Raw genomic sequence first — 25,148 nt, 5'->3', positions numbered from 1 at the left:
CCCCCCCCCCGAAGCCCCCGCCGCCCCTGAGGTCCCCCGGCACGCCGAGCGAGTCCGCTGCACCGGCGCCCGCCGACAGTGGGGGAACTCCCTCCGCGGCCGTTCCCGCCCAGCGCCCCGTCTCCGCCGCGCCCGACGGCGGGACCCTCTCCGCGGCCGTGCCAACCCAGCGCGATGGTGACATCACACCGCCGCCCCCCGCAGATCCGCCCTCCCCGAGACCGCCGGTGGCCACAGCCCCGCCGCCCACCCCGACATCCGGGTCGGCGTCGGCCGAGGTCCGGCAGCCTGTCGTCCCGTCCGGCGACCCCGGTGCCACGGGCCGGAGCGGCGGGAGCCGCAAGCACGCTCCCGTCACGCCCCCCGCCGCGCCGCGCGGACGGACGACGACGGAGCGGCGGGCCGACGGCCAAGCCCCCGGCGACGGCCGGAGTCCGGGCCACGGCGACCGGGATGCTCACACGGTCGGCGACGGTACGGGCGACCGGTCGGGCACGCACCACCGGCCGGCAGCCGACGGATCCGCGGACGGCCCTGCCGGGCAGCTGCTCGGCGCCGACGAACGCGACCGTCTCGGGGAACGCCTGCACCACGCCCTCGCGAGCTTCGTCGACTCTCCCCACGACTCGGTGGTCGAGGCGGCGGAACTGCTCGAGGAGACCGAACGTCACCTCGTCGCCGCTCTGAGGGACCGGCGCATCGCCCTGCGGGCGGGATGGCAGCAGGACGGCGACCAAGCGCGTGCGTCCCAGGACACCGAGCAGCTCCGGCTCACCTTGCGGACCTACCGCGAGGTGACGGAACGGCTACTCCGGGCCTGACGCGGAATCCCTCCGCCTCGTGTCGTGGGAGGAGCCCCCTGGACCCCCAGGGGGCTCCTCCCACGACACGACCCCGCCCCCTGCTCCGACGGCTCGCCGTCACAGGCGACACGCTTCGCTGTTCCTCGCTCCGTTGCGCGGCCATACTCGGGCCAAGGAAGCTGCGTGAGCGGGAGGTTGCGCGATGAGCGGGAGCGACGACGCGAGCCCGGTCCACCGGCTGTTCGGCCTCGACACGGTGATCCTCGCGGAGCCGAAGCGTTCGGTCCTGCGTCGGTACACGGGTCCGAAGATGCACCTGATGACGGAGGACGGCACCGCCCTGGCGCACCTTCAGGAACGCGGCGCTTTCGCGTACGTACTCCACGACCCGGACGACTGCCCGGTCCTGGGAGTCGACCTGGTCTCCGGGAGAGGTGGATTCGCCAGACCTGCTTTCCTGATGACCGGCCCCGGGGGTGACCCGATCGGCAAGGTCCGTTCCCCCGGTCATCTCCACCGCACCCGGCTGATCGACATACAGACGGCCGAGCACGGCACGTTGCGGATCACCCGCAACGCCCTGCTGGGCAAGGTGTGGCGAGTGGAGGACAACGGCGGCGGAGTCATCGCCGAGGTGACGGTCTCGACCGTCCGCTCGCTGGACGGCCTGCAGGGCTACCGCGTGGAATTCGACCGACGGGCCCGGAGCGAGCAGCGTCGCCTCGTGGTCGGCGGGACGGTGTGCCTTCAGGTGATCCGACGCTGGCTGAACTCGCCCCAGGGAAACGCCTCCTGACCGGCCGACGGGAGAGCACGCGCACGCGCACCTGAGAGACGTTCACTCGCCGGGAGGCAGAACCTCCGGCGAGGAGGAGACCGCCGCCGGCGCAAGACGCTTGCGGGCATCGACTGGTTGGGCTGTCCAGGGTGTGGAGTTGCGCCCGCGGCCTCTCAGGCAGTGCTCAGGGGGAGGCCAGGGCGGCGTCCTTCGTCTTCTGGCTTCCGGCTTCCGGCTTCCGGTGCAAAGCTCCTGCGCTAGCCTCGGTGCAGCATCTATGACTTGGAGGCCGCGATGCGGATCGTCTTCGACCCGGCCGAGCAGGAGGCCCTGCGGGCCGACGCACGGGAAATGGCCGACCACGACCCGCGCATCGCCTACGTGCTGGAGCGGCTGGCCGGCGAGGGTGTCGACCTGGACCGCGTCACTTCGTGGGAGGACCTGCGCGAGGACCTCGGTCAGCCCCCGCTCGACGACTCCGCTCCCGCTTCGCACGTCGCCTGATGGGACAGCACTCCCCCAAGCGCGCCCGCATCGTCTTCTACGACGTCGCGCAGGAGCAGATCGAGAAGATGACGGAAGTCGAGCGCCTTCGGCTGGACCCCGTGCTGGTGGCCGTCTCCAGGAACCCGGAACTCGGCGTGCTGTCGAAGCACGGTGCGATCCGTGAGCACCGTGAGGACGGCGTCCGCGTGCTGTACGTGCCGACAGCCCTGGGCACCCTGGTCCTGGTCGCGTACGTAGAGACCGACTGATCTGGTCGGTATGTCCACGCTGCTGGCGCTGATCAAGGAGTTACGGGGGACATCCCCCGACGCCCGCATCGGAGCGCTCGTCGTCAACGAGTCCGAGCCGCGCCTGTTCGCCCCCGACGCCCTCCCCCAGCACCTGCGGATGAGGCGTCGCAGTGTGACGGAGCTGTTGCTCCCCTACCTCCCGGCCGGCGGCATGGGGCTCGACGAGGACGGTGTCTTCCCACTCCATCTGCCGTCCGTGCTCACCCCGGAGAGTGCTCACCCCGGGATCCGCGGACAGTGGGAGGCATTTCGGACGGCCGTCGCCAGGCAGACCGAGCTGAACGGGCGCAACGCCCTGGCCACCGCCTGCACAAGCAGCCTGCCTCACCTCGACGCCGCTGCCGCCCTGCGCGCTCAGCGGATCAGGCAGGCCGCCGACACAGGCGGACCGCAGTCGGAGCCGACGCGGCCGTCACCCTGCTGAGACCTCCGTCCCCGATGCCCCGAACGGCCTGCCCAGGAGCGACGCCGAACAGATCGCACGGGAGGTCACGAAAGTTCTGGAGGCTGCCGACGAGGCGCTCGCCCAGGTACTCCAGGACACCGCCTGGCGGCTGCACACGGACTTGGCGGACGTGCAGGCCGAGACCCTCGCCCAGCTCGACGCCCGCGTACCGCTCGTGCACCGGACGCTGGACATGCCGGAACCGGCGGCTAGGGAAGTGACCGCGGGAACCTACTACTTCGAGGGCTACAAGGGACAGCTCGACGATGTGGACGCCCCCTACGCTGCGGCAGCCATGGCGCTCGGCTTCGGTCTTCCACTACGCCGGCGGCGGCAACAGTCCGTCGACCCTCAGGAGTCCGACCGGCGGCTGCTGCGAGCCCGGCTGGACGAGGTTCGTACCGTGCGGGCCGAACTCGCGGGGTGGCAGCGGTGGGCGCAAGCGGTCAGCACGGACGGAGAGGCGGGTACGTCGTGACGGACAACCTGATGGCTCTGGGCTCTGCGGCACAGGCGGCAGCCTCCGTGATCAACACGAAGCGCCAGATCAAGGCGGCGGCCGTGGCGCAGGCCACCCAGCAGCAGTTCGAGCGACTCCAGTCGGCTGTCCGTTTCGAAAGGGACATGCTGCTGGAATCCGTACGCGATGCCCGCCGCAAGGAGCTGGCCGAGTTGGACAACCAACTTCGTCTGGAAGCCTCCCTCATTGAGCTCCGCAACCGCACGCTGTTCGACACCTACCCCGTGGAGGAGGGACCCGGGCACCTGCGGGAGAGTCTTCGGCTGCTCGCCGCCGACCTGTCGGAGCTGCCGCTCTTGGTCGTCCTGCCCCGCTTCCACGGCAGTCCGGAAGGGCACTGGGGCGGGCTGCGGCAGGCGATCGTCGCCGCATTGCGCCGACGCCTGGCAAGTGACGGCCTGGTCCACCTCCAAACCCTGGTGAAGCCGCTGAACTGGCCGCACGCCTCCCTCTACTGGCACGACCTGTACGGCCTCCCTGCCCTGGTGATACAGCTGTCGTACTTCCGCGACACCCTCGATGTGGACCTGGGCGGCTGCCACCTCCGGCCGGGCGCCGCGTCGACGGGTGATCCCCTGCTCAGCGTGTACCGGCACCGGATCAACCGGCCCGATCACTGGACCGCGGAGCGGGTCGCGCGTCTTTCCACAGCCGAGAAGGCGCCGGACACCGCTTCGAGGTCCCGCAGAGCGAAGAGGAGTACGTCCGCCTGGAGATCGAGGTCGCCGCGCGGGCGGTGACGGCCGTAGTCACCGCTGCCGTGGACGCCTACCACCTCGGCAACTCGCTGCGCTACCCGGAGCGTTTCGACCTGGCCGTCGCGCAGCTCGGCGAGCAGGCGACGGCAGCCGAATGGCCGGCAGACCTGGGAGTGTCGCTGCGCGACATCGCCGATCCCGCCCACCACCTGCTGCACGTCGCCGGGCGGTACGCGTCCCGCGGGCTGGCGGCCGAGGCCGTAGCCGCGTTGCGGAGGTCCCTGGCCGCGCTCCATTACCCGGACTACGCACTGCTCGGAGAGCCGTATCCGCCGCTCGCGGAGACGGTCGGGCTGGTGGCCGCCACCGACCACCTCCACCGAGACCGGCTGGCAACGGTGCTGGCCGCCGTAGAACCGCTGCTTGCGGACGCCGGGACGGATCCGAACCGGGACGAGCTGGCCGAGGTGTGGGACGAGCTGCGGGCCGCGGCAGTGGATGCGCCGGGCCCGCCCGGTCAGTAGTCGCCGTCCGCGTCGAACCCGTAGGCGGTGGTGGACGTCTCCGTCCCGTCGGCACCGCTCTCCTGGCGCTCCTCCTTGTAGCTGGCGGCGCTTGCCGAGGCCGTCGACACGCCGTCTCCGTCCGGGTCCGACCCACCAGCCAGGATGGGAATTCGACCTCACCGCTGAAGCCCGCCTCCGAGCGCTTGTTGTCGCCCCTCACGGACGTTCCTGGCATGCCCGTGCTCCGGATCGGCAAACTCGACCGTCGCCTGGCCGGCGACTTCGGGGTCAGCCGGGGTACATCGGTCTAGAGCTCGGGCAGTCGGTCGGCCGGGGTGGGAGAGCGGCGTTCCTGCAGCCAGTAGAGGTAGATCCGCAGGTCCGTCTCCAGGCTTCCGGAGTCGGTGCCGCCGGCGATGTAGGCCGCGAAGTCCAGGGCACCCTCCACTGCTCGCTGGTTCGGGATCCACCGGTCGTACCGCTCCCACTCGTGCACCTGGTCTCTCAGGTACTCCAGGACGCGCTCTCGATCCCGCCACCACTCCCGGACCGACTCCGGTGTCCACCGCTGGTCTCCGTCCCAGGCATAGCCGTCCATGGGGTCCGCCTCGATGGCGCTGAGTACGTCCCTCACCTCGTCCGGTGTGCGCGGCTGGCGGTACACGTACTCAGTGAAGTACTCACCGCCGTAGTGGATGTGACGCGGGGCTTCGAGTCGACCTGTCGCGCAGTTGTCCGTCTCGGCGCCGTACACGGGCCCCGGGACGTTGAGCCACAGGCAGTCCTCCCAGCAACCGCTGTAGCTCGGGTACACCTGAAACAGGGCCGCCGCCGCGTCGAAGTAGAGCGTCATGAGGGCACACTACTTTTGCCCGAAGAGCTGAGAGCCGGCCAGGCACCTGCCACACTGCCGGCGGCCGGGGCGGTGCCTCCGCCGGAGTCGACCACTCGACGGTCTTCGACGCTGTTCAAGACCGTGGAGACGTCACTATGCGCGGTCGAAGCGGTGGAGTATCTCCCGCCTGGGCGAGTGCGTACTCCAGCGGGCGCGCCCCGGATGATCAACCGGCATGGGCGGCATCCGACAGGCTGCCGGCCGGCGATTGACATGATGGGCGGTGGCAAGTGCTCGACTGTCTCCAGGGGCGACTATGACGTTCATACCCGAAGCCGATTCCGGTAGCGCCGAACGGGACGAGTGGTCCTATTCACCGGCCTTCGGTGTCGGACCGCTCCGATTCGGCATGACCGTCGAGGCTGTGGTCGAGGCGGCTGAGGAACTGGGCCAGGCGAAGGTCAGTGAGTGTCCGCGGCACCACGCGGTCTTCTCGCCGACTTGGAAGGTAGACGTCCACCGTCGCGGGGCAGCTCCTTCTCAGGCTGCCGTCACGGCCTACGTGAGCCAAGCCGTCGGGCTGTACTGCATCGCTGCCGACGCCGTGCAGGGTCCCCAGGTCACGTACGACGGACTCCCTCTGGTCGGGCGGGAGATGTCGAAGCTGGAGGGCGACGCAATCTCGTATGCCGAGGCGAGGGACGTGCACCTTCGCTACACGCCGGAGGGCTATGCAGGACCGGATGACCCCGGGGTCGTGATGCGCGGGCAACTGGTCGGCCGGGCCGTCCGTTCGCGTCCGTTGTTCATGGTGACGCGAGACGGCGCGCATACCGAGTGGGACTCGATGCCCTCCGAGGAGTACTTCCACGGTCAGCCTGCGACCTGATGTGGTGTGACGCATCAGGGGTCCGCCAGTAGGGCACGGGCCTTCGGGCTCGATGGTGTGAGTGGGGACCGGCGGCCTTCGCCCCTGTCAGGCGACGACTGCAAGGCCGGCGCCTGTGGTGCTCCTGACCGTCGCGGTACTGCGATGGGGCTGTGGACCTGGACCGGGCTCCGGCGTTCTGGGCGTACGGGTCGAGCCCGGAGCGCTGGGCTCCGGGCTCGACGTGAATCGGTGCTTTCGCCGAGCCGGTAGAGGGCTCGGCCAGGACTGACAGGCCTGTTAGAGGGTGCCGGTGATGGCGGTGGTGCCGAGCGTGCCGGTTACGCCCTGGAGGGTGACCGTCGTGGTCGGGGTCCAGGTGCGGTCGGCGTGGCGGATGATGTGGATGAGCTTGTTGTCGCTGGTGGTGGCGGTGAGCTGCAGCTCGCCGTCGACGTGTGCGGCACCGAGGGACTTGACGGTGACCGTGCCCAGGTAGTCCTTGAGGTCACCGAAGGTGGCCCAGGTGCGGTCGGCCTTGCGGATGGCGTGGTACTGGCGGGTGCCGTTGTCGGTGGCGATGACGATCTGCGCGTCGCCGCCGGTGCCGGCCATGCTCACCGAGGTGATGGGGCCGGTCGTTCCCGCCGCGCTGGCGACGTTGCCCCAGGTGCTCCACTGTCCGGCGGTGTTGCGGATGGTGTGGAAGGCCTTGCCGCCGCTGACTGCGATGAGCTGGAGCTCGCCGCCGACGCTGGCGGTGGCGGCGGTGGTCACGGTGCCGATGGGCCCGACGGCGGCGGTGACGTCACCGAAGAGGGTCCAGTGACCGGTGGCGTTGCGCAGGGTGTGGAAGACCTTCCCGCCGGCGACCGCGACGACGTGGAGGTCGTTGCCGATGGAGACGGCCGAGACCTGCGTGACGTTGCTGAGGGTGCCGGCGACGTCACCGACGTGACCGAAGTTGCCCCAGGTGCCGTCGGCCTTGCGAAGGGTGTGGTAGATCTTCCCGTCCACCCCGAGGGCCACGACGTGGGTGTCGGCGTTGATGCCGGCTGCGGCCGCCGTGCGGACGCCGCCGATGCTCTGCGCCTTGGTCTGGACGTCGGTGAATCCGGTCCAGGAGCCGTCGGCCAGGCGGATGCCCTGGTAGAGGCTGGTACCGGCCTGCACGAGGGTCTCGGTCTTCCAGCCGGGAGCGAGCGCGCGGGCCTGCAGAATCCACTCGCCGAGGTCGTCGACCCGGCTCGCGAACGCACCGGTGCGGGTTTCGCTGCTGCCCAGGCAGCCGCCCTGCCAGGACCGGCCGACGACACCGGCGAGGGAGTACGTGTTGACTCCGGTGCGCCGAAGGGCCGGACCGCCGCCGTCGCCCGCGCACACCGTCGCATCGGCCGGCGTCACCGCGGCGAGGTCGAAGCCGGTCGCCTCCACGGTCCCGGCGGTGAACGTCGCGTCGTGACGGGAGGAGGGGACCCACTCGGTCTTGGTACGCCCGAAGCCGACGACGGTCATCTGCTGGCCCGCGGCGGGTGCGCCGGAGACGAGCGGGACCGGCGTGATGCCGGTCGTCGGCGTCGAGAGGCGAGCCATGACCAGGTCTCGGTCAGGGTGGGGTACCAACTGCGCGATGTCGCTGGTGTGACCGCCGGCCAGGAAGAGGTGCGGCTTGCCGAGGACGACGGTGGTCTTGTCCTTCGGAGCCCCGGCCGTGACGGTGTTGCTCTCGGCGGGGTTGTCGGCGAAGCAGCTCTTGGCCGAAATGACCCACTCCGGGTCGATCAGCGCGGCGGAGCAGGTGCGCTTGGCGTCCCCGATGGTCAGCTTGCCGTTGAAGGCAAGCCCGAAGATGTCGGTGGACACGCCGGGCGGCGTGGTGGCCGTGGTGCCGGTGACGCGCATCTCGAGCAGGACTGCCTCGGCCTGGTCGGCTCCGGCTTCGCCGAAGCCCTTGCCGGTGTTGGCGGGGAAGTCGATGGTCTTGTGCTCGTCCTTGACGGAGATGCTGGCCTTCACCGACCGCTCGTAGGTCTGGATCCGGTAGGCGCCGGGGATGTTCACCGTCAGGAAGCCGGTGCCGCGCGGGGCGGCGAAGCACATGCGCTCCTCGTCCAGCTTGATCCCGCGGGCCCAGATCTTGATCTGGTAGGGGCCGGAACAGGAGGTGTGGGTGATGCCTCCGTCACCGCGGATCAGCCTTGCACCGGTCTCGGCGAAGACCTGGTCGCTGTCGGGGTAGGAGCCGTCCTCGTACACGAACGAGGCACCGGCGTTCGCCGCCGGCTCGACGGCGGCGGAGGCGAGAGGAGTCGCGGTCCCCAGCAGGACAGCAGCGGTCGCGGTGGCAGCAGGCAGCCACCAGCGTGTACGCAAAGCCATGAGTTCGCTTTCTGAAAGGCGCACCCCGGAGTCGATCCGGGAATGCCGATGAGACGTTGCCGGGCATGCCGGAAACGCAAGAGAGACCCGGCCGCTTCATCGCGGTTCGGGAAGATCGCCTGGGGGGCCGCCGAGGAGCATAACCACGAACAGCCCGACCATTGAAACGCGGGGCCCGGGGTGGATCGTCAAACCCGCCCCCGGGCCTCACAGGACCGCTGTCACCCCAGGAGATTGCGGTGTGCGCTCACGACGAAGGGCCCGTGTCCGAAGGCCGAGCTGAGACTCCTCAGCCGGGTGTAATCGGCCGGGCTCAGGCTGCAGCCGAAGCGGCCCAGAGCGTGGAGCAGGAAGCGGAACGCCAGCTCAGGGCAGACCAGAGTGACGCACCGCTCGATGGCCGACCGGGTAGCGAGAGCCGGCCCCCTGTCATCCACACGGCCCTGGTCCAGGAGCCCGGCCACGCCGAGCACCTCCGGAACCAACCGCTGATGCTCAGCGGCCACCGTGCCCGTCGGCTCAGGAGAGCACCCTGGGAGATCCGCCCACTGCGCCTCCCTGGCGCCGCGCGCGACGGCGAGTCGGGTCACGGCTTCCAGGAGGCGGTGGAACCAGGGCCGCTCGGCCCCGTCGAACGCGGGTGACGCGCCAAGGGGATCCCCCAGCGCTCCCCACAGCCGGCCCAGTTCCTCACCGGAGAGCGGCGAGGAGAAAAGGCGCTGCAGATCCTCGATCAGCAGGATCAGAAAGGCAGGATCACCTGTCGGACCCAGGTAATTGAGGGCGTGGTCGATCGGGTCGTCGGTGTACCGGCTCCAGTCATTGTGATACGACGAGCCGAGCGCGGTCGCCCCGAAATCGTCGTCCACCCAGTCGTGAAACGTGTCTGGCTCATGCATTCCGCCGCTCCTTACAGGGGGTATGCGGTCTTGATGTACCAGCCGCCGGGCTTGTAGCCCTTCTTGGGAACGACTATGACGATGAACTCGTTGCTGATTGACGGATAGTGATTCCCGAGATGGTCGACCGCGTCACCCAGGGATTCCGTTCCATGCCGTCCCTTGAGTTCCAGCTCCCTGGGTCCACCCTTACCCGCCTTGATGACGAATTGACGGATCCTTTCCGCCACTTCCGGGTTTGCCACGAGTTCGTCTACCGCCTTCTGGGCGGTTTCGAGGTCCTTCCACCGGGAGTTGCGCAGCGGCTTGCCACCCTGCTCGTCCGACTTCTCCTTGGCGCGACGCTTCAGCTCGGCAAGGTCCGGGTCGACGTGCTCCTTGAGGGTGTGTGCGTCGGGCACTGCCTGCTCGGCGCGGGCGAGGTCAGAGCAGTTGTGGACCAGGACCGGCGTGGTCTTGGCAAGCACGTAGTAGCTGTGGACGTCGTTGACCGTGAGGTCGTAGGCCGGCTGGAACTTCTTCCAGTGCGAGACCTTCGCGATCCGCGCGGTGGCCCCCGACGGCGTGCGGAGGGTGTCTCCGGCCTTCAGATCAGCCGCAGCAGTCCAGTCGCCCCGGTTCTGGGCCCAGAACGGGTGGTGCCCGGTGGCCGTGAGCGTGCCGCCGCCGTCCTTGCCGTCCAGGGTGACGGTGGTGAAGTCGCGGTCGTCGGGCGTGTGAATGGTGGTCTCGACCCGGCGCGGGCCGGAAACACCCGTGGTCGGGTCGGTGGCCTGCACCATGTCGCCGATCCGCAGCTGCTCGATGGGGCGGGTGGTCCCGTCGCCCATCAGGACGGCCGTGCCGGCGGGGAAGCTGTGCTTGGGCGTGAGACAGCCGGGAAGATCGATGTCCCGCTTTCTCAGGTTGTTGAGGGAGTCGAAAAGCTTTTCGGCCTTCTTCGACCACTTGATGGTCTTGGGGACGGCAGCGGCGTAACCGGCGACCGGAATCATCGACGCGCAGGACAGTCCGGCGTCGATGTACTTGCTGTTGTCGTCGGTGGCATAGCCTTCGATCCCGTACGCGGCACAGTTGATGCCGTCCGCGATCTCGCCGTACCCGGGAATCAAGCCGATGATGTCGAGAGCAAGGTGTCCGAATTCGAGGTAGAACTGCCCCTTCTGATCAGGGGTCGCCGTCACCCACCAGAGTATGGCGGCCTTGCCCATTTCCAAGCCGACGTCCACGGCTTCCCCGAAGGCGTCCCGGAGCTGGGTGTACTTGCCGTACGCCTTCTCCCACCATGCCTGCTCGGCAGCCCGCGCCTGCTCGGCGAGGTAGGTGTCGAGGTGCTGCTGGTAAATGGCAGCCGCTTGGGCCGAATTCTTGCCGGCATTGACGGCGGACTGCCGTGCGGCTTCTGCCGCAGCGACAGCGGTCGCGGCATATTCCCGAGCCAGGCCCGCGCTCGCCTCGGCCCAAAGAGCCGACGCGTTGGCGTTGCTCGCACTGATCTCTGCCTGGCGTTGCGCGTTGCGCGCGGTGGCAGCGTGGTCTGCGGCCTTCCGTGCGGAGGCCTCGGCCTGCGTGGCGGAGGCGTCAGCCTGCTGGGCGTACCCTGCGGCGTTCGCGGCGTAGGTCTGGGCCTGCTGGGCGTAGACCTCGGCCTCGTTCGATGCGTTCAATGCCGTGGCCGCGGTCTTCAGTGCTTCTGCGGCGCGCTGCTGGGCAAGAGCCGCGACCTGCGCGGATCCGGCAATGACGTGCTGGATCTGCGCTCCATGGGAGGCATTGGCCTGATCGCGCTGAGCGGCTTTGAACTGGCCCCGCTCGATGAAGGCCTGCCGGGACGGCGCGGGGCTCTCCAGCGCGATCTCCGCATACGCCTTGACCTCCGGTCCGCCGTTCTCGGCCAGCCAGGCCACGGTGACCTGGTTGTCGCTGTTGCGTGCGGAGTGCTGGACGGTGGTGAGGAAGTCGAGGAGCGGCTGGTAACCGATGTCGTTGATCGCCTTGTCAGCGGCGCTCTTGACGGCCGGCCCTCCGGCCTCGCCGATCCGGGCGACCTCGACGCGCAGGTCGGAGGCGGCGGCACTGTACTGGCCGACCTCCAGGAAGGCGTGGATCTGTGCGGTGTCGCCGGCCAGCGCCGTCTCGGCAGCGGTGATCACGGCCTCGTGCTCGGAGTTCTGCGCCAGGGAGCGCACCTGATCGCGCTCGTCCTGCTGGAAGGCTGAGCGCCATCCGTTGCGGGCGTACTCGACCACGACGGCGTTGTCCGTGGAGGCCAGGGCCCCTTCGGCGGCGGCCTTGCTCCAGCTGCCCTGGGTCTCCAGCGCGGCCAGCGCGAGCTTCCGCCCTGTCGCCGCGATCAGAGCGTCGTCCGCAGCCGGCTGCGAGGCATCCTGCGACAGGCGGGCGAAATCGGCCTGGAGCTTGTCTGATTCGGCCGCCGCCTTCTTGCCCTCGGCGAGGGTGGCGTCGTAAGCGACTTTCGCGTCCTTGGCCTGATTGATCCCGGTCGCCCTACGAGCAGCCAGTTCCTCGGCCTCGGCCTTGCGTGCCAGGTCGTGAATCTCCTTGGCCTTCGCCACCGCTGCCACAGCCTCGTTGGCACGCAGCAGGGCGGCGTCGGCGTGAGCCTTCGACTCGTTCGCGGCCTCCTTGGAACCAGCCGCGTACTGGCCTGCCTTCATCGCGGCGTCGGCGGCATTGCGGGCGTGCTGGGCCGCGGAGCGCGCAAAGTCCCGGGCGAGACGGGCCTGGCGAGCGGCGTCAGCCGCATGGCCGGCCGCCGCGTTCGCGGCGCGGGTGGCCTCGGCGGCATGACGTCGGGCGGTCGCGGCAGCAGCGCGGGCCTCGTCCGACGAGGCACCTGCTTCCTCCGCGTAGCCGCTGGCCTGATCCGCCGCCGCTGCCGTGGCGTCGGCGTTGGCAGCCGAGGAAGCGGCAGCACGAGCAGCCACAGCGGAGGCGTCACCGGCGATCGCAGCCCGATCCGCCGCGTTCGCTGCGGACTCCGCCGCCTCCGCCGCCTTCAGTGCCTGGGCGGACAGCGCTTCGTCACGCTTGCCGTTGGCGGCGCTGTTCAAGGCGTTGGTGGCAGCACGAGCGGCGCCCGCAGCCGCGTTCGCCGCCGCATTCGCGGCCGCAGCCGCAACCTGTGCCGCAGCGTTCGCGGAACGCGAAGCCGAAATGGCGGCCTGCGCAGCCTGCGCGGCCTTCCGGGTCGACTCCGCGGCACGCCGAGCCGCTTCGGCCGCCTTATCGGCGTCGTTCTTGGCTGCCGAGGCTTCCTGGGCCGCCCGCTGGGTCTCCTCCTTGGCCAGGCGAGCCAGCAGGATCGCCTTGTCAGCGGCCTCCTGCGCAGCCTTGCTCTCCCGCTCCGCCGCATCACCGGCCTCGTTGGCCTGCTGTGCGAGCTCCGTGACCGAGGCGTACTCCTGGTCCTGTGCCCGGGCCACGTGCTGGCCGAAGCTCAGGAAGTCGCGGACATCCTCGATCGATCCGTTGAGAGCCGCGCTGGCACCGGCTCGTACCTTCGGCCCGCCCGACGTCTCCAGTTGGGCCACCCGCACGCGGGCGTCGGAGTCGCGCTTCTTGTACTGCCCCTCGCTCAGGAACTCCCGCACCGCCTCGATGTCCGAGTTCAGTGCGGCTTCCGCGGCTGCGTGCAGGGCGCGCCCGCCGGTCTCGCCGATGGCTGCTGCCTGGACACGCTGGTCCTGGGCCAGGGGCGCCTTCCACCCCTCCTTGAGGAACGTGCTCAGCGGCTCGGGGGTACCGGCGAGGGCCGTTTCGGCTGCCTTGCGCACGGCGGGTCCGGCATCGGCCACGACCTGGAGTGCGGCTTCGCGGTCGTCGAGGTTTTCCGCGATCGCCCTGCCCTTGTCCAGGAACGCGCGGATGTCGGAGTCCGAGGCCGCCATGGCCGCCCCGGCAGCCGCCTTCGTAGCGGGCCCGCCGCTCTTCCAGGCAGCCAGGACCTGACCCCGCTCGCTCATCTCAGGCTCCGCAGCCGCTGTCGGCGCTGCCGACACCAGCGCGGACAGCAGGGCAAGAGGCAGCACGCCGCCCGTTGCCTGTCGAAGCGGGCGCCACCCCCGATCCCCCAGCGACCAGAAACCTCTAGCTCGGCGCACGAAAAATTCCCCTCGAATACGTGTGGATTGTCGAATGTGCGCATGACGAAGCCGGCCAGGTGGTACTGGCCGATACGGCGCGGTTCGCCGGGTATGCCGCACAGCTGCGCAGCCGGCCGCCGCCCTGGACGCTCCCCAGGCCAGGCGACGGCGGCTCATCCCCTACGGGCTTCCTTGCCCAAGGTGCAGCTCGACGTTCAGTAAGAGAGGACTGAGCTGGCACCCCCATGGTTGTACCGAGATCGAAAGAATTTTCAGCACATCGGTTCACCTGCCGAAAACCGTCCGGATGCACCCGCGGATTCGACTGAGGTATCTGGCAGCGACGGCGCTGGAACCGTGACCCGATGCCCGCTTCGAGGTGAGAAGGGATGCCGATCGCGCACGTGGGTCTGGCCGTGCCGGCCTTCCGAGCGCACACGAGGACACCGACAGCGCGCCCGAGGAGCGGGCTGCCGCCCGAGCCCGATGAGCTGCCGGAAGCGCTGATCGATCAACACCGCAGCGCTCGCCGCGCGGCCGGTGGGACCGAGACTCCGCTGCTTGCGTACGTCGCGGCCGGGCCGCTCAGCGACGCGGTCGTGGTCTACCGCTGCACCGTCGGGCCGCGCCCCTACTCCTCCTGGCCGGCCTGGCCGGCCGGCGCGGCCGCCGCGCTCCTCCTGGCCTCGGCCGTCGACTTGGCGCAGCGGCTGGTCCTTCCCCCTCTGGCGGGTGCCGAGGCGGTCGTGACGCTCGTCCCTGGCGCGACGTGGCGCCGCCGACGGAACGGCCCGGGGGCTGGATCGTGTGGATCCTGGAGACTGGCTCTGTTCACCACGAGTCGCGCCGAAGTGCCGGTACGCAAGAGAGGGGCATCACCGTCCTCGTACCGACCGTGAGGTCTCCCTCGTCGCATTCCCAACGATCAGGCTCTCCGGCCGGGCAGCAGTCCTGGTCGTGCCGTCGTCCGTGGCGGCCTGCTGCGATGCGAGTGCGCGTCAGCGCCGCCGGGCGTGAAGGTGTCGCGCCGGTTTGCGATCGCGGATTACCTGTCAGCCGACCCACGTGGTAGACCTGTTCGGACTCATGGGTCAATGACAACGGGGGATACGAATCGTGGCTGTCACGGTGCCGGACTGGGCGGACACACTGCTGGATCTGGTGGGGGTGAACTGGCCCAACGTCGACGAGGACGCGTACCGCGACATGGCGGACGCGCTGCGGGAGTTCGCGGACGACCTCGCCGACGACGGTCAGCTGGCCAACAACCACATGGAGCGTCTGCTGTCGTCGGGTCACGGCGAGGCGATGGACGCGCTCAACGAGCACTGGACCAAGGTCAAGGGCAAACACCTCAAGGACATGGTGTCCGCGGCCCGGACCATCGCGGACGCGCTGGACCTGGCGGCGGGCGCGATCGAGGGCATGAAGTGGAAGGCCGTCGCGGAGCTCGGCATCCTGGCGGGACAGACGGGCCTGGCCATGGCCCTGATCCCGGTGACCGGTGGTCTGTCGGCGCTGCTCGGGGCGGGGGCGATCGCGTTCACGAAGAAGCAGCTGCTGAAGCTGATCACGAGCGCGATGGAGGAGGCCGTCGGCCACATCGTGAGCGTGATGACCGAGCCGGTCGTGGCCGCGCTGGAGAACATGGCGGCCGACCTGGTCGTGCAGGTGAGCATGGACGCGCTGGGCGTCCAGAACGGTGTGAACCTCGACCAGACGAAGCAGGCCGGCAAGGACGGCTTCGACGAGGGCGTGCAGGGCGCGAAGGACGGTCTGAAGCTCGCCTCCGCGGGCGGCGGGGGCGGGGGTCGCGCCGGCGGCGCGGGCTTCCACATCGAGCACGACGAGCACGACCAGGCCGGAACCAGACTGAACGGCGTCAGCGCCGGAATCCACGGCAAGACGGCCGGCAAGCTGACCCGGGCCAAGGGGCACCAGGGCCGGAACAGAGGCCGGGACGACATCGCCAACGCCCTGGACCCGGTCATCGAGAAGGCCATGGGCGCCCTGATGAAGTCGGCCAAGACGATGGGCGACCACATCGGCGAGACGCTTCCCAAGGCCGTCAAGCAGATCTCCAAGGACCACAAGAACAACGACGACGACACCGCGCTTCGCATCGCCCGCCAGCGCAAGGGCGATCACGACGGCGGCGGCCCCTCCGGCCGTGGCGACGGCAAGGGCGGGCGCAAGGGCCCCGACTCGTCACGGGACGCCCTCGACGATCCGCGCGGCAAGGGTGTCAGTCTCGACAAGCGCCGCTGCAAGACCGACCCCGTCGACCTCGCCAGCGGCGAGATGGTGCTTCCGCAGACCGACCTGAGACTCCCCGGCACCCTGCCGCTCGTCCTGCGGCGCACCCATGTGTCGGGATACCACTACGGGCGCTGCTTCGGAGCCGAGTGGGCGTCCACGCTCGACGAGCGACTGGAGATATCCGTCGACGCGTCGGGCACCGTGACGTGGGTGCGCGAGGACGGCTCCCTCCTCCTCTACCCCCGGCTCCCGGACGCCGACGAGACCTCGCTGCCGGTCACCGCGAACCGGACGGCCGCCCTGCGCCTCCGGTCCCGGGACGGCCTCGGGACGGTCACGTTCGCCGTGGAGGAGCCGCACTCCGGCCGGACCCGCCTCTTCACGGGAAACCCCTACCACGGCGACCACTTCTACTGGCTGACCCGCGTCGAGGATCGCAACGGAAACAGCGTCGGCATCCAGCGGGACGTCGCCGGAACGCCCCTCGGCGTCGTCCACAGCGGGGGCTACCAGGTCGCGGTCGACTCCGACGCGCAGGGCCGCGTGACGGCACTCGCCCTGCGCACCGCCGAAGGCCCCCGGACGGTCAGCGAGTTCGCGTACGACTCCGAGGACCGGCTCGCCACCGTCGCCGACGCCCGGGGCAGCGACGGAGAGCCCGCCGTCCTGCGCTTCACCTATGACGACGCGGGCCGGGTCACGTCGTGGACCGACCGCCTGGGCTCCACGTACCGCTACGTCTACGACGCGGACGGCCGCGTCGTGGAGACCGTGGGGCCCGACGGCTTCCTCTCCTCCCGTTTCTCCTACGACACCGCCGAGCGGGTCACCCGCTTCACCGACGCCACCGGAGCGGTCACCACCTCCCGCCTCAACGAACTGGGCCAGGTCGTCGCGGAGACCGACCCGCTCGGACACACCGTGTACCGCCGGTGGGACGCCCACGACAACCTGCTCTCGCGGACCGACCAGCTGGGCCGCACCGCGACGTTCACCTGGGACGAGCACGACAACCTGACCTCCGTCACCCGCCCCGACGGCACCCGGACCCTCACCACGTACAACGAGTTCCACCTGCCCGTCACCGTCACCGGCCCCGACGGCAGCGTCTGGCGGCGGGAGTACGACAGCCGGGGCAACCTCACCGCCGTCATCGCGCCCGACGGCGCCGCCACCCGCTCCACCTACAGCGAGCGGGGCGCCCTCACCGCTCGCACGGACGCGTCGGGGGCCACCCATCGCATGAGCCACGACCCGGCGGGCCTCACGCTCAGCCACGCCGATCCGCTGGGCAACACGTACCGCCTCACGCGCGACTCCTTCGGCCGCCCCGTCCGGGGCACCGACCCGCTGGGCGCGGAGCACGCGACGGAGTGGAGCACGGAGGGCTGGGCCACCCGCGCCACGCGTCCGGACGGCGGCGGCGAGTCCTGGACCTGGGACGCCGAGGGCAACCGCACCTCCCACACGGATCCGACGGGTGCCACCACACGCTTCGAGTACACCCACTTCGGGAAGCTGGCCGCCCGGACGGGAGCGGACGGCGCGCGCTACGAGTTCCGCTACGACAAGGAGCTCAGGCTCACCGAGGTCACGGGCCCGCAGGGGCTGACCTGGACCTACACGTACGACGGGGCCGGCCGGCTGGTCGCCGAGACGGACTTCGACGGCCGCACCGTGACCTACGAACTCGACGCCGTCGGGCGGACGACCGCACGGACGACTCCGCTCGGGGAGCGCGTCACCGTGGCCTACGACGCCATGGACCGCGTCGTCGAGCAGCACAGCTCCGCCGGGACCACCCGGTACGCCTACGACCCGGCGGGCCGCTCCGTCTCGCTCACCTCCCCGACCTCGACCGTCGTCCTCGAACGGGACGTGACGGGGCTGCTCCTGGCCGAGACCGTCGACGGCCGCACCACCAGGTACGAGTACGACGCGGCCGGGGCCCTGACGGCCCGGACCACCCCGAGCGGAGCGCGCTCCCACTACGCGAACGACGCGGCGGGACGCCGCGCCGTGCTCACCGCGGACGGACACGACATGCTCGTCGCCCGCGACGAGCGCGGCCGCGAGGTGGCCCGCACCCTGGGCGAGGGACCGGAGTCCGTCACGCTCGCCTCCGCCTGGGACCGCATGGGCCGGCTCTCCTCCCGCAGCGTGACCGCGGGGGACCGGGTCGTGCGCTCCCGCGGCTACGGCTACCGCGCCGACGGCCACCTCGACCGGATCACGGACCGCGTCGCCGGCACCGACGTCACCTTCGAGCTCGACCCGGTGGGACGGCCGCTGCGGGTCGCCGCCGAGGGCTGGAGCGAGACGTACGCGTACGACGCCGTCGGCAACCAGGCCCAGGCCGAGTGGCCGGACCGCGCGCTCCGGGACGAGGCCCGCGGTGAGCGCGCCTACGAGGGGAACCGACTGCTCCGGGCCGGCCGGATCCGCTACGAGTACGACGCGGCCGGCCGCATGGTGCTGCGGCAGAAGGCCCGTCTCTCCCGCAAGCCCGACACCTGGCACTACACCTGGGACGCGGAGAACCGGCTCGTCGCCTGCCGGACGCCCGACGGGGTCACCTGGCGGTACGCGTACGACCCCCTCGGCCGACGCACCGCCAAGCACCGTATGGCGCCCGACGGCACGACCGTCGAGCGGTCGACGTACTTCACCTGGGACGGCACCCGGCTCGCGGAGCAGACCGACACCGACAGCGCCACCACGATCACCTGGGAGTACGACGCCCACGACCACCGCCCGCTGAGCCAGCTCGAACGACGCCCGCGCGGCGACGACCAGGACGCCTACGACACACGGTTCTTCGCCATCGTCACCGACCTGGTCGGCGCACCCACCGAACTGGTCGACGAGGGCGGCGACGTGGCGTGGGAGGCCCGCAGGACGACCTGGGGCAGCACCCGCTGGAACCGCACGGCCACGGCGTACACCCCCCTCCGCTTCCCCGGCCAGTACGAGGACTCCGAGACCGGCCTGCACTACAACTACCTGCGCCACTACGACCCGGAGACGGCCCGGTACGCCTGCCCCGACCCGCTCGGCCTGGCACCCGCGGCGAACCCGGTCGCCTATGTGACCAACCCGTGGACCCTCACCGACCCGCTTGGCCTCATCGCCAAGGGATGCACCGAGGACGGCGGCTGGTACGGCGGCATGACCCCGGCCAACCTCAAGGACGAGGACGGCGAGCCGAAGTACCCGGTCAAGATGGAGATCAACCACATACCGGCCAAGGCCTCCTACGCCCACCTCGACGAGGAGGGCTTCATCAACGACGCCGGCATGGGTCCGGCGATCCGCATGGAGAAGGCCGACCACCGGGACATGTCCTCGACCGGCTCGTGGGCGCACTCCGTGAAGTGGCGTGCCGACCAGCGCGCCCACATCGACGCCGGGCGCTGGGACCTGGCGATGAAGATGGACATCGACGAGGTGCGCGCCAAGTACGGCGACAAGTACGACCAGCACATCGCCGACATGGTCACGAGCCTCAAGGAGAACAGAAAGTTCCAGGCGATGCTGGAGCGCCGGGGCTGGACCATCGACTACGACATACTGAAATGATCCCAACCGACCAGAAGGGCCCCTCATGCAGTTCGTCCTCGATCCGCCGCGCGGCGTGGCTCCCGTTCACCTGGGGATGACGCTCGACGAAACAGTGGCCGCGGTGTCGGCCTGGGGCGCTCCGCGCGTGTACCCGGCCGACGCGGTGCGCGACTTCGACCTGGTGTCCGCCGAGTACGACGGCATCGGCTTCCAGGCCGCACTCGAACGCGACCACCGGGTCACCGCGGTCACCATCTGGGGACCCGACGAGGACGAGGACCCGGACGTGCAGGTGCTGCTGGACGGGATCGACGTCTTCCGCACCCCGGCCGAAGAGGTCTTCGCCCACGCGGCCCGGAAGGGCTGGCACGTCAACAACGACGACCCGCGGGCCCCGTACATCCCCGGCGTCACCCTGGCCTTCACCCGGGACACCTCCCAGGAGGTGCCGCGCGACGCGAACGGCCTGCCGGTCCACCTCACGTCGGTGCTCGTGGCCGACGAGCGGTACCGCGAGAAGTGACCTCCTGAGGCGGAGGGGCTGCCCGTTCCCCCGAACCGGGCAGCCCCTTCAGCGTGGCCGCCGAGTACGGGGCGACGGCGTTCTGGCCGCCCGGGATCTCGACGGCGTCGACCTTGCCCTGCGCGCTCTCCACGTCGGTGTCGTGGACGGGACCGGCATCGGCCTCGCCCAGCTCGACCTCGCTCAGCACCGCGCGGACGGGGGACACCCTCCCGGACCGAGGTAGACAAGTCCAGGTGGGTCAGCGGTGTGACCCGTCGAGGAGTGCGTCCCGGATTCGGACGGCTACGACCGGGTCACCCAGGTAGCCGCTGATGCCGTGTTTGTTGGACGTCGGGTTCTTCACTCTGTCGTAGTTCTCGATGCCGGGCGTCACCGGGAAGTACGTGCCGTCCAGTGGGTGAAGGGCCACGACATCGTGTTTGTCATACGCGTTGTACCAGTCGCCGAGGCAGTCGGGCCGGCCGATCGGGTTGAGGAGCCGACAGATGGCGTTGACGCCCAGCGGTGAGCCGACAGTGACGAGAGCGGGCACTGTCCATTGCCGCCTTTTCCCTTCCCGCTTCATCATGTTGTAGGCGACGACAGAACCGAGTGAATGGGCCACCACGACACTCTCTTCCCCAGCCGTGAACGCCTCGCGAACCCCGTCTTCGATGACCGTCTGAATGCCCGGGTTGCGTACGTACCGGTAGACGTCGCGCGTGGCGAGGGCGATGCTCACCGCACTCAGGCCCGGGACGCGGTCGATGGCGCTCAGTGCGGCCAGTACCCATGGCCAGTTCTGAATGTCCTTCCGGATCTGAGTCGGATCCTCCGCAGCGGCCACGATGTCGTCTTCGGAGATGCCGGCGCCCGCCGCCACGTCTTTGACAGCGGCGCCGATGAAGTCCAGTTCAGCGGAGCTGGGGCTTCCTTTGACGATCACCTCGGTTGCCTTGACCGTGGAGTCTTCTGCCAGTTCGAACAGGGTCTGCCCGTAGTAGGGGAAGCGGATCTGTTCGTCCGGTATCTCCAGGTCGATGTCGGCCGTGCGGAGCCCGGCGTGGAGCGCGTCGACCCATTCCTGCTTCAGCTTTTCGGCGTCCTTCATCTGTTGCGAGCGTCCGTGGATCAGTATGAGCTTGCGCATCACATCACTCCTTCCTTGCCGAGCAGCTCCCGAAGCTGAGGCAGCTTGGGTGCCGGGAAGAGCGTCCAGTGCGAGGGGAGCGAAGAGGGCAACCGCTGTGCCGCCGCCGGCCTGAGCAATGCCCAGCTGCGGGCCAGGAGCGGAACCGGAGGCACGACCGGCCTGTCAGTCTGCTCGCGCGCGAGTAGCCAGACGTCGTACAGAGCGGGGACGTCGTCCTCGCCGAGGAGCATCGTCACGAGGTCGCGGCGGCCGCGGTCGGCCAAGGCATGAGCGAGGTACACGTCGAGCGAGGGGTCCGCGCCGCCGTACTGCGCGTGCCAGTCGAGTAGTTCCTCGACAGGGGTCTCCTCCCCCCAGGAGATGCCGTAACGCGAGGCGGCGGCCATCCACGCCCGGCGGTGGCGGTATTCCGGATCCGTTCCGGGCCAGCCGGACTCCCTGTTCACGTACGAGACGTCGACCAGTCGGTCGTTCTCTACGGTGAGGGTGCCAAGGCAGCCGCCGAAGGCAGGGACGAGCGCGCAGTGGCCGGATCCGATGCGGACAAGGACAGGGGTCGGGCCGTCTCCGGCCGGGACCAACCGCACGACATCCTTGTCGACCGAGAGCAACGCTCCGCGCACCGCCTCCGCGTCCGTCAATGTCGTTCCGCGTACGCGCAGGGCGGCCGGAGCTTCTTCAGTCCCCGCCAGGTCCGGGGGGCTGTCGAGCAGACGGACCGCGCGTTCGGCATCGTCCCTCGCCGGGTCACGCGGGGCGGGGCTGGCCATCTCGAGGGCGTCGTCCGTGTCGAACTCGAGCACTACGTCGGGTTCAGCCCGACGCGATCGCCGCCGGCCCCTCAGGATCGATCGCCACCAGGTGTCCCGGTACAGGGCGGGGGCCGGGTAGCGGGGAGACGGCGGAGCGCTGGGCGACTGTGGCGGAGGAGAGCCGCCGCCGCCGGAGAGAGGGCCGGGAGGAGCGCCTGAAACGCGCTCGGACGGAGAAGGAGCCCGAGCGCCGGGAGAGAGGGAGAGCCGGGAAAGCCAGGCCGCACCTGGGTCGGAGCAGACCTTGCCATCGGGTACCTGAACCGCGGTCATCGTCGCCTTCAGGTCGATGATGCGGCGGGTGACAAGGTCCGGAAGGGCCTTCCGCAGCGGGTAGGGACGAATCAAGTCATACGTTTCGCCGTCGACAGTGACGCGCTCACGCAGGTCTGCGTACGCGCCGTCGAGAGCCTCGGCGAGCACCTCTGTGTACAGGGCGCGGTAGGAATGGCTTGCTTCCCATGGGTCGGCGATCTCGTAGGCGGGTTCGCCGAGCCGACAGGCGTAGAAGATGTCCACGTCACCGCTCACGGCGACGGCTCCCACCCCGACGTTGGGGAAGATGGCTGAGCCGGTCACGTCGTCTGCCTGGATACTCGCCGGCGCCGTCCGGCAGGCATCCGACACCAGCACGACATGAGGGATGCCACAGCGCTCGGCGAGCCGCATGCTGCGTGCGACGTTGACGGCCTCGTTCGGATTGTCCGGCGCTTCGGAGAGCAGCCAGTACTCGCTGCCGTTGTTGTTCACCCCGTGACCACTGAAATAAATGACCAGCTGTTCGACCGTATGAAGTTCCACGAACCTCTTCACGGCGTCGAACACGTCGGACTCGTGTACTGGGCTGCCGTGCTCGTCGGTCAGGACTTCGCAGCGTTCCGGGGGAATGTGCTGGTCCCCCGCCCACTTGCGCATGGCGTCCAGTCCCCTGGCGACGGCCTGCAGCGCGGGCAACCCTCCGGACCTGGCCACGCCGATCAGTACTACTGCACGCTCCATGGCCCATCTGTCCACATCCGCTGATGGTGCCCCGCTCCCGTTGTCCCAGCATCTGAACCATGCATGGAAGAAACCTGCGCAAGACACCCGTGAGTGTGTCTCCGTCCGCTACACCCTCCTCGATGTGGCGACGACCTCCCCCCCAACCGTGCCGCCTCCATCAGACGGCACAGGCGGCGCGGCGCCTGATCGGCGGCCTTCCGTCCTGCGGAATACCACGCAAGGCAGTGGGGTCGCCAACATCTACCGTCCCCCTTCCAGTTCACACCTCTCAGGCCGTGATCGCATCCCCGACAGCAGCTCGCGAGCCGCACCCCGGTGGTCGGTCAAGCACAGCCGAGAGGAGTCCGGCGCACCTTCTCCGATTCGGCGTGCCGGGCGGCCCAGCCCGCTACTGCTGCAAACGCCGACAGGCCCTGGCCGACATCGAGCGCAGTGGTTCCTGGACGGGAGCCCGTTCTTGCAGGCGGCAGCGCCACGCGGCACCACGGCTCGGGCAGCAAGGCTCGGGCATTCGAGCGCGGCGGCGGCGCAGGACCGCGCGACGTTCCACGGGCTGCGCTGCGCACGGAGCCGTCCCGCGTCCCGCAGCTGCCCGCCCGCCCGTTGCGGGCCACCTCGTCCATGCGCCCTCGCCCACCGCCGTGCCCTGCGCGCCAAGCCGCCGAACGCGCCTGCCGCGCCCTTCGAGGGGACCTGCGAGTCCGTACCGCCATCGGTCGAGGGGCACGTCTGCCACCCACCCAGACCTGTACACCCACCTCCACGACCCATCGGCGCCGCTCGCTGCCGCGTTGGCCTCAGCGTCGTTCGCATGCCGGCTGAAGAACCCGACTACACCAGACACACCCGCACCGCCGCGGCTCCACCCGGAGCATCCGCCGGCACGAGGAAGGAAAACGTGTCGCTCGTCCCGCACACGTTGCCGGACAAGCCCACTCCCCTCTGATCACTGTGCGAGGCGAGCGTGAACAGCCGTCGTACCACGACAGCTGTTCACGTCGACCGACTTGTGTTCACCCGCCACCACCACCGACCGCCCGTGCCGAGTACGAACGTCGCCTCCCGGGTCCTCGGGGCAGACGTTCAACGTCCGGCATCCAAAGCCCCGTTGGCCAGATCCACTCCGCCTCTTGAGAGCAGCTGCCTCGCGCTCGTCCGGCGCGCCCCGGCAGCGCCGGCCTCGCCTGCGTGCTCTCACGCTCGCCGATGGTGCTGCCGGGACGGTCGGCAATGCAGCGGATTCAGGACGTCTCGTCGGAACTCCGCTCGGGCGGCAGTGGGCGGGAGGTACCCTGCGCGCACCGAACGGTACTGCGACGCGGCGGGGGCGGCGATCAGGATGGCGATCGGGACGGGGACCTACGACCGGGAACTGGCGACACGGCTGGCGCGACGGGCGGTGGCGATGGCCGCGCCCGAGGAGCTTCCACAGTTCGAGCTGACGGCGCGGGCTTTCCACAGCGCCCCGGAACACCTGCGGTTCGGCGGCGGGTCGCGAGCCCGCGAACCGCTCGGCCTGGGGCTGGAGACCGTGGCGGCACTGCTGGGCACGGTCGCCTTGGCGGCAGCGGTGCAGGTCCTCGACCACTGGGCCCAACAGGCCGCGGGCCACGTGGCGGACACCGCGCGGCACGGTCTCCTGAGCCGCCTGCGGCGTCTACGCCGCCGCGGGGAGCCAGAAGAGCAGCCGGTCGCCGCGCTGCCTTCCCGGGAGCCGCTGACCGCGGCCCAGCTTGCGGAGCTGCGCCGGGTCGCGCGGGAGACCGCCCTGCGGCTGCGGGTGTCGGAGGATGCGGCCCGGGCCATCGCGGACGGCATCGTGGCGGAGCTCGCCGCCGCCACCGGACAACCGGGCCCGGGGGCGGACTCGCGCCCGGAACCCGGCGCCGTCGCGGAACCGCTCGTGGCCGCCGACCCTGACGGGACGGGTGCGTGCGTCGGCCCCGGCCCGACCACCGTGGCTGCCACGAGCCCTGACGCGGACGCGGACACCGGTTCCGTCGTCGGGGCGGCCGGCGCCGGACCCACCCCCGGGCCCCTCCCCCAGGCCCGTACGGGCGCCGGGGACGGAGGCGCCTCGGTGGACGCCAACGAGCCCGACGGGCCCGCGGCGGCACCCAATGGAGCGGGTGCCGCAGGGTGAGGGAGGCCGGTACAGGGCCGGGGGTGCCTCGCGCACCCGTGCCGGTCGGGGCGTTCGCGCTGTCCTCAGGGACCACTGT

18 protein-coding genes and 1 pseudogene are annotated in these 25,148 nt (G+C 70.1%); 12 read left to right on the top strand and 7 right to left on the bottom strand.

Annotated features, from left to right (window positions below):
- Positions 1-227: 227 nt before the first annotated feature.
- The 8 genes from IF00_RS42645 to IF00_RS0113995 all read left to right on the top strand — a co-directional run bounded on the left by IF00_RS42645 (position 228) and on the right by IF00_RS0113995 (position 4,565).
- Complete coding sequence (locus tag IF00_RS42645) at positions 228-821, top strand: hypothetical protein (protein WP_051820237.1); 594 nt, start codon at positions 228-230, stop codon at positions 819-821.
- Positions 822-1,005: 184 nt separating this feature from the next.
- Positions 1,006-1,599 carry a hypothetical protein gene (locus IF00_RS0114025; protein WP_030317933.1) on the top strand — a complete coding sequence of 198 codons (594 nt, stop codon included), beginning with the start codon at positions 1,006-1,008 and terminating at the stop codon, positions 1,597-1,599.
- Positions 1,600-1,863: 264 nt separating this feature from the next.
- Complete coding sequence (locus IF00_RS0114020) at positions 1,864-2,085, top strand: hypothetical protein (protein WP_158710466.1); 222 nt, start codon at positions 1,864-1,866, stop codon at positions 2,083-2,085.
- On the top strand, positions 2,085-2,336 hold the full coding sequence (locus tag IF00_RS0114015; protein WP_030317930.1) for a hypothetical protein: 252 nt from the start codon (positions 2,085-2,087) through the stop codon (positions 2,334-2,336). The genes IF00_RS0114020 and IF00_RS0114015 overlap by 1 nt, the downstream gene beginning before the upstream one ends.
- A gap of 10 nt (positions 2,337-2,346) precedes the next feature.
- Positions 2,347-2,802, top strand: a complete 456-nt coding sequence (locus tag IF00_RS0114010; protein WP_030317928.1) for a hypothetical protein — start codon at positions 2,347-2,349, stop codon at positions 2,800-2,802.
- Positions 2,803-2,953: 151 nt separating this feature from the next.
- Positions 2,954-3,301 (top strand): hypothetical protein, encoded by a 348-nt coding sequence (locus tag IF00_RS0114005; RefSeq protein ID WP_158710465.1) that lies wholly within the window; start codon positions 2,954-2,956, stop codon positions 3,299-3,301.
- Positions 3,298-4,083, top strand: a complete 786-nt coding sequence (locus IF00_RS0114000; protein WP_030317924.1) for a hypothetical protein — start codon at positions 3,298-3,300, stop codon at positions 4,081-4,083. Before IF00_RS0114005 ends, IF00_RS0114000 begins: the two co-directional genes overlap by 4 nt.
- Positions 4,080-4,565, top strand: coding sequence for a hypothetical protein (locus IF00_RS0113995; RefSeq protein ID WP_030317922.1), 486 nt, complete (start codon positions 4,080-4,082; stop codon positions 4,563-4,565). The genes IF00_RS0114000 and IF00_RS0113995 overlap by 4 nt, the downstream gene beginning before the upstream one ends.
- A 289-nt stretch (positions 4,566-4,854) precedes the next feature.
- Here IF00_RS0113995 and IF00_RS0113985 read toward each other — a convergent pair whose 3' ends face one another.
- Positions 4,855-5,400, bottom strand: a complete 546-nt coding sequence (locus tag IF00_RS0113985) for a ferredoxin (RefSeq protein ID WP_030317921.1) — start codon at positions 5,398-5,400, stop codon at positions 4,855-4,857.
- Positions 5,401-5,698: 298 nt separating this feature from the next.
- On the opposite strand from IF00_RS0113985, the gene IF00_RS0113980 reads away from it, so the two are divergent.
- Positions 5,699-6,271, top strand: coding sequence for a hypothetical protein (locus tag IF00_RS0113980; RefSeq protein ID WP_030317919.1), 573 nt, complete (start codon positions 5,699-5,701; stop codon positions 6,269-6,271).
- A gap of 279 nt (positions 6,272-6,550) precedes the next feature.
- On the opposite strand, the gene IF00_RS42640 is transcribed toward IF00_RS0113980, so the two are convergent.
- The 3 genes from IF00_RS42640 to IF00_RS42635 form a co-directional block, all read right to left on the bottom strand.
- Entirely contained in the window at positions 6,551-8,629 is a 2,079-nt protein-coding gene (locus tag IF00_RS42640; protein WP_078944676.1) for a trypsin-like serine protease, read from the bottom strand.
- Positions 8,630-8,850: 221 nt separating this feature from the next.
- On the bottom strand, positions 8,851-9,528 hold the full coding sequence (locus IF00_RS0113970) for a hypothetical protein (RefSeq protein ID WP_030317916.1): 678 nt from the start codon (positions 9,526-9,528) through the stop codon (positions 8,851-8,853).
- 11 nt (positions 9,529-9,539) lie between these two features.
- Positions 9,540-13,514, bottom strand: coding sequence for a polymorphic toxin-type HINT domain-containing protein (locus IF00_RS42635; RefSeq protein ID WP_158710464.1), 3,975 nt, complete (start codon positions 13,512-13,514; stop codon positions 9,540-9,542).
- 1,236 nt (positions 13,515-14,750) lie between these two features.
- Here IF00_RS42635 and IF00_RS47630 point away from each other — a divergent pair.
- A complete protein-coding gene (locus tag IF00_RS47630; RefSeq protein WP_030317910.1) occupies positions 14,751-19,472 on the top strand; it encodes a DUF6531 domain-containing protein in 4,722 nt (1,573 codons plus the stop codon).
- A 25-nt stretch (positions 19,473-19,497) separates the two neighbouring features.
- On the top strand, positions 19,498-19,977 hold the full coding sequence (locus IF00_RS0113955) for a hypothetical protein (protein ID WP_030317908.1): 480 nt from the start codon (positions 19,498-19,500) through the stop codon (positions 19,975-19,977).
- Between the two features lie 39 nt (positions 19,978-20,016).
- On the opposite strand, the pseudogene IF00_RS43730 reads toward IF00_RS0113955, so the two are convergent.
- The 3 genes and pseudogenes from IF00_RS43730 to IF00_RS0113940 all read right to left on the bottom strand — a co-directional run.
- Positions 20,017-20,176, bottom strand: a pseudogene (locus tag IF00_RS43730) (molybdate ABC transporter substrate-binding protein); the annotation flags it as partial.
- Positions 20,177-20,218: 42 nt separating this feature from the next.
- Entirely contained in the window at positions 20,219-21,109 is an 891-nt protein-coding gene (locus IF00_RS0113945; protein ID WP_030317905.1) for a hypothetical protein, read from the bottom strand.
- On the bottom strand, positions 21,109-22,923 hold the full coding sequence (locus tag IF00_RS0113940) for a caspase family protein (protein WP_106975804.1): 1,815 nt from the start codon (positions 22,921-22,923) through the stop codon (positions 21,109-21,111). Before IF00_RS0113940 ends, IF00_RS0113945 begins: the two co-directional genes overlap by 1 nt.
- A gap of 1,342 nt (positions 22,924-24,265) precedes the next feature.
- Between IF00_RS0113940 and IF00_RS0113935 the strand changes: the two genes are divergently transcribed.
- On the top strand, positions 24,266-25,069 hold the full coding sequence (locus IF00_RS0113935; RefSeq protein ID WP_030317901.1) for a hypothetical protein: 804 nt from the start codon (positions 24,266-24,268) through the stop codon (positions 25,067-25,069).
- Positions 25,070-25,148 lie beyond the last annotated feature (79 nt).

This window comes from Streptomyces flavochromogenes (assembly GCF_000717595.1).
GTDB lineage: Bacteria > Actinomycetota > Actinomycetes > Streptomycetales > Streptomycetaceae > Streptomyces > Streptomyces flavochromogenes.
Note: the sequence above shows the minus strand (reverse complement) of the source record. Positions and strands in the feature narration are given on the sequence as shown.

Excerpts from the sequence above, each read along its gene's own strand:
- IF00_RS0114025 (WP_030317933.1), top strand. The coding sequence starts at position 1,006 with ATGAGCGGGAGCGACGACGCGAGCCCGGTCCACCGGCTGTTCGGCCTC.
- IF00_RS0114015 (WP_030317930.1), top strand. The coding sequence starts at position 2,085 with ATGGGACAGCACTCCCCCAAGCGCGCCCGCATCGTCTTCTACGACGTC.
- IF00_RS0114010 (WP_030317928.1), top strand. The coding sequence starts at position 2,347 with ATGTCCACGCTGCTGGCGCTGATCAAGGAGTTACGGGGGACATCCCCC.
- IF00_RS0113985 (WP_030317921.1), bottom strand. The coding sequence starts at position 5,400 with ATGACGCTCTACTTCGACGCGGCGGCGGCCCTGTTTCAGGTGTACCCG.
- IF00_RS0113980 (WP_030317919.1), top strand. The coding sequence starts at position 5,699 with ATGACGTTCATACCCGAAGCCGATTCCGGTAGCGCCGAACGGGACGAG.
- IF00_RS42640 (WP_078944676.1), bottom strand. The coding sequence starts at position 8,629 with ATGGCTTTGCGTACACGCTGGTGGCTGCCTGCTGCCACCGCGACCGCT.
- IF00_RS0113970 (WP_030317916.1), bottom strand. The coding sequence starts at position 9,528 with ATGCATGAGCCAGACACGTTTCACGACTGGGTGGACGACGATTTCGGG.
- IF00_RS42635 (WP_158710464.1), bottom strand. The coding sequence starts at position 13,514 with ATGAGCGAGCGGGGTCAGGTCCTGGCTGCCTGGAAGAGCGGCGGGCCC.
- IF00_RS0113955 (WP_030317908.1), top strand. The coding sequence starts at position 19,498 with ATGCAGTTCGTCCTCGATCCGCCGCGCGGCGTGGCTCCCGTTCACCTG.
- IF00_RS0113945 (WP_030317905.1), bottom strand. The coding sequence starts at position 21,109 with ATGCGCAAGCTCATACTGATCCACGGACGCTCGCAACAGATGAAGGAC.
- IF00_RS0113940 (WP_106975804.1), bottom strand. The coding sequence starts at position 22,923 with ATGGAGCGTGCAGTAGTACTGATCGGCGTGGCCAGGTCCGGAGGGTTG.
- IF00_RS0113935 (WP_030317901.1), top strand. The coding sequence starts at position 24,266 with ATGGCGATCGGGACGGGGACCTACGACCGGGAACTGGCGACACGGCTG.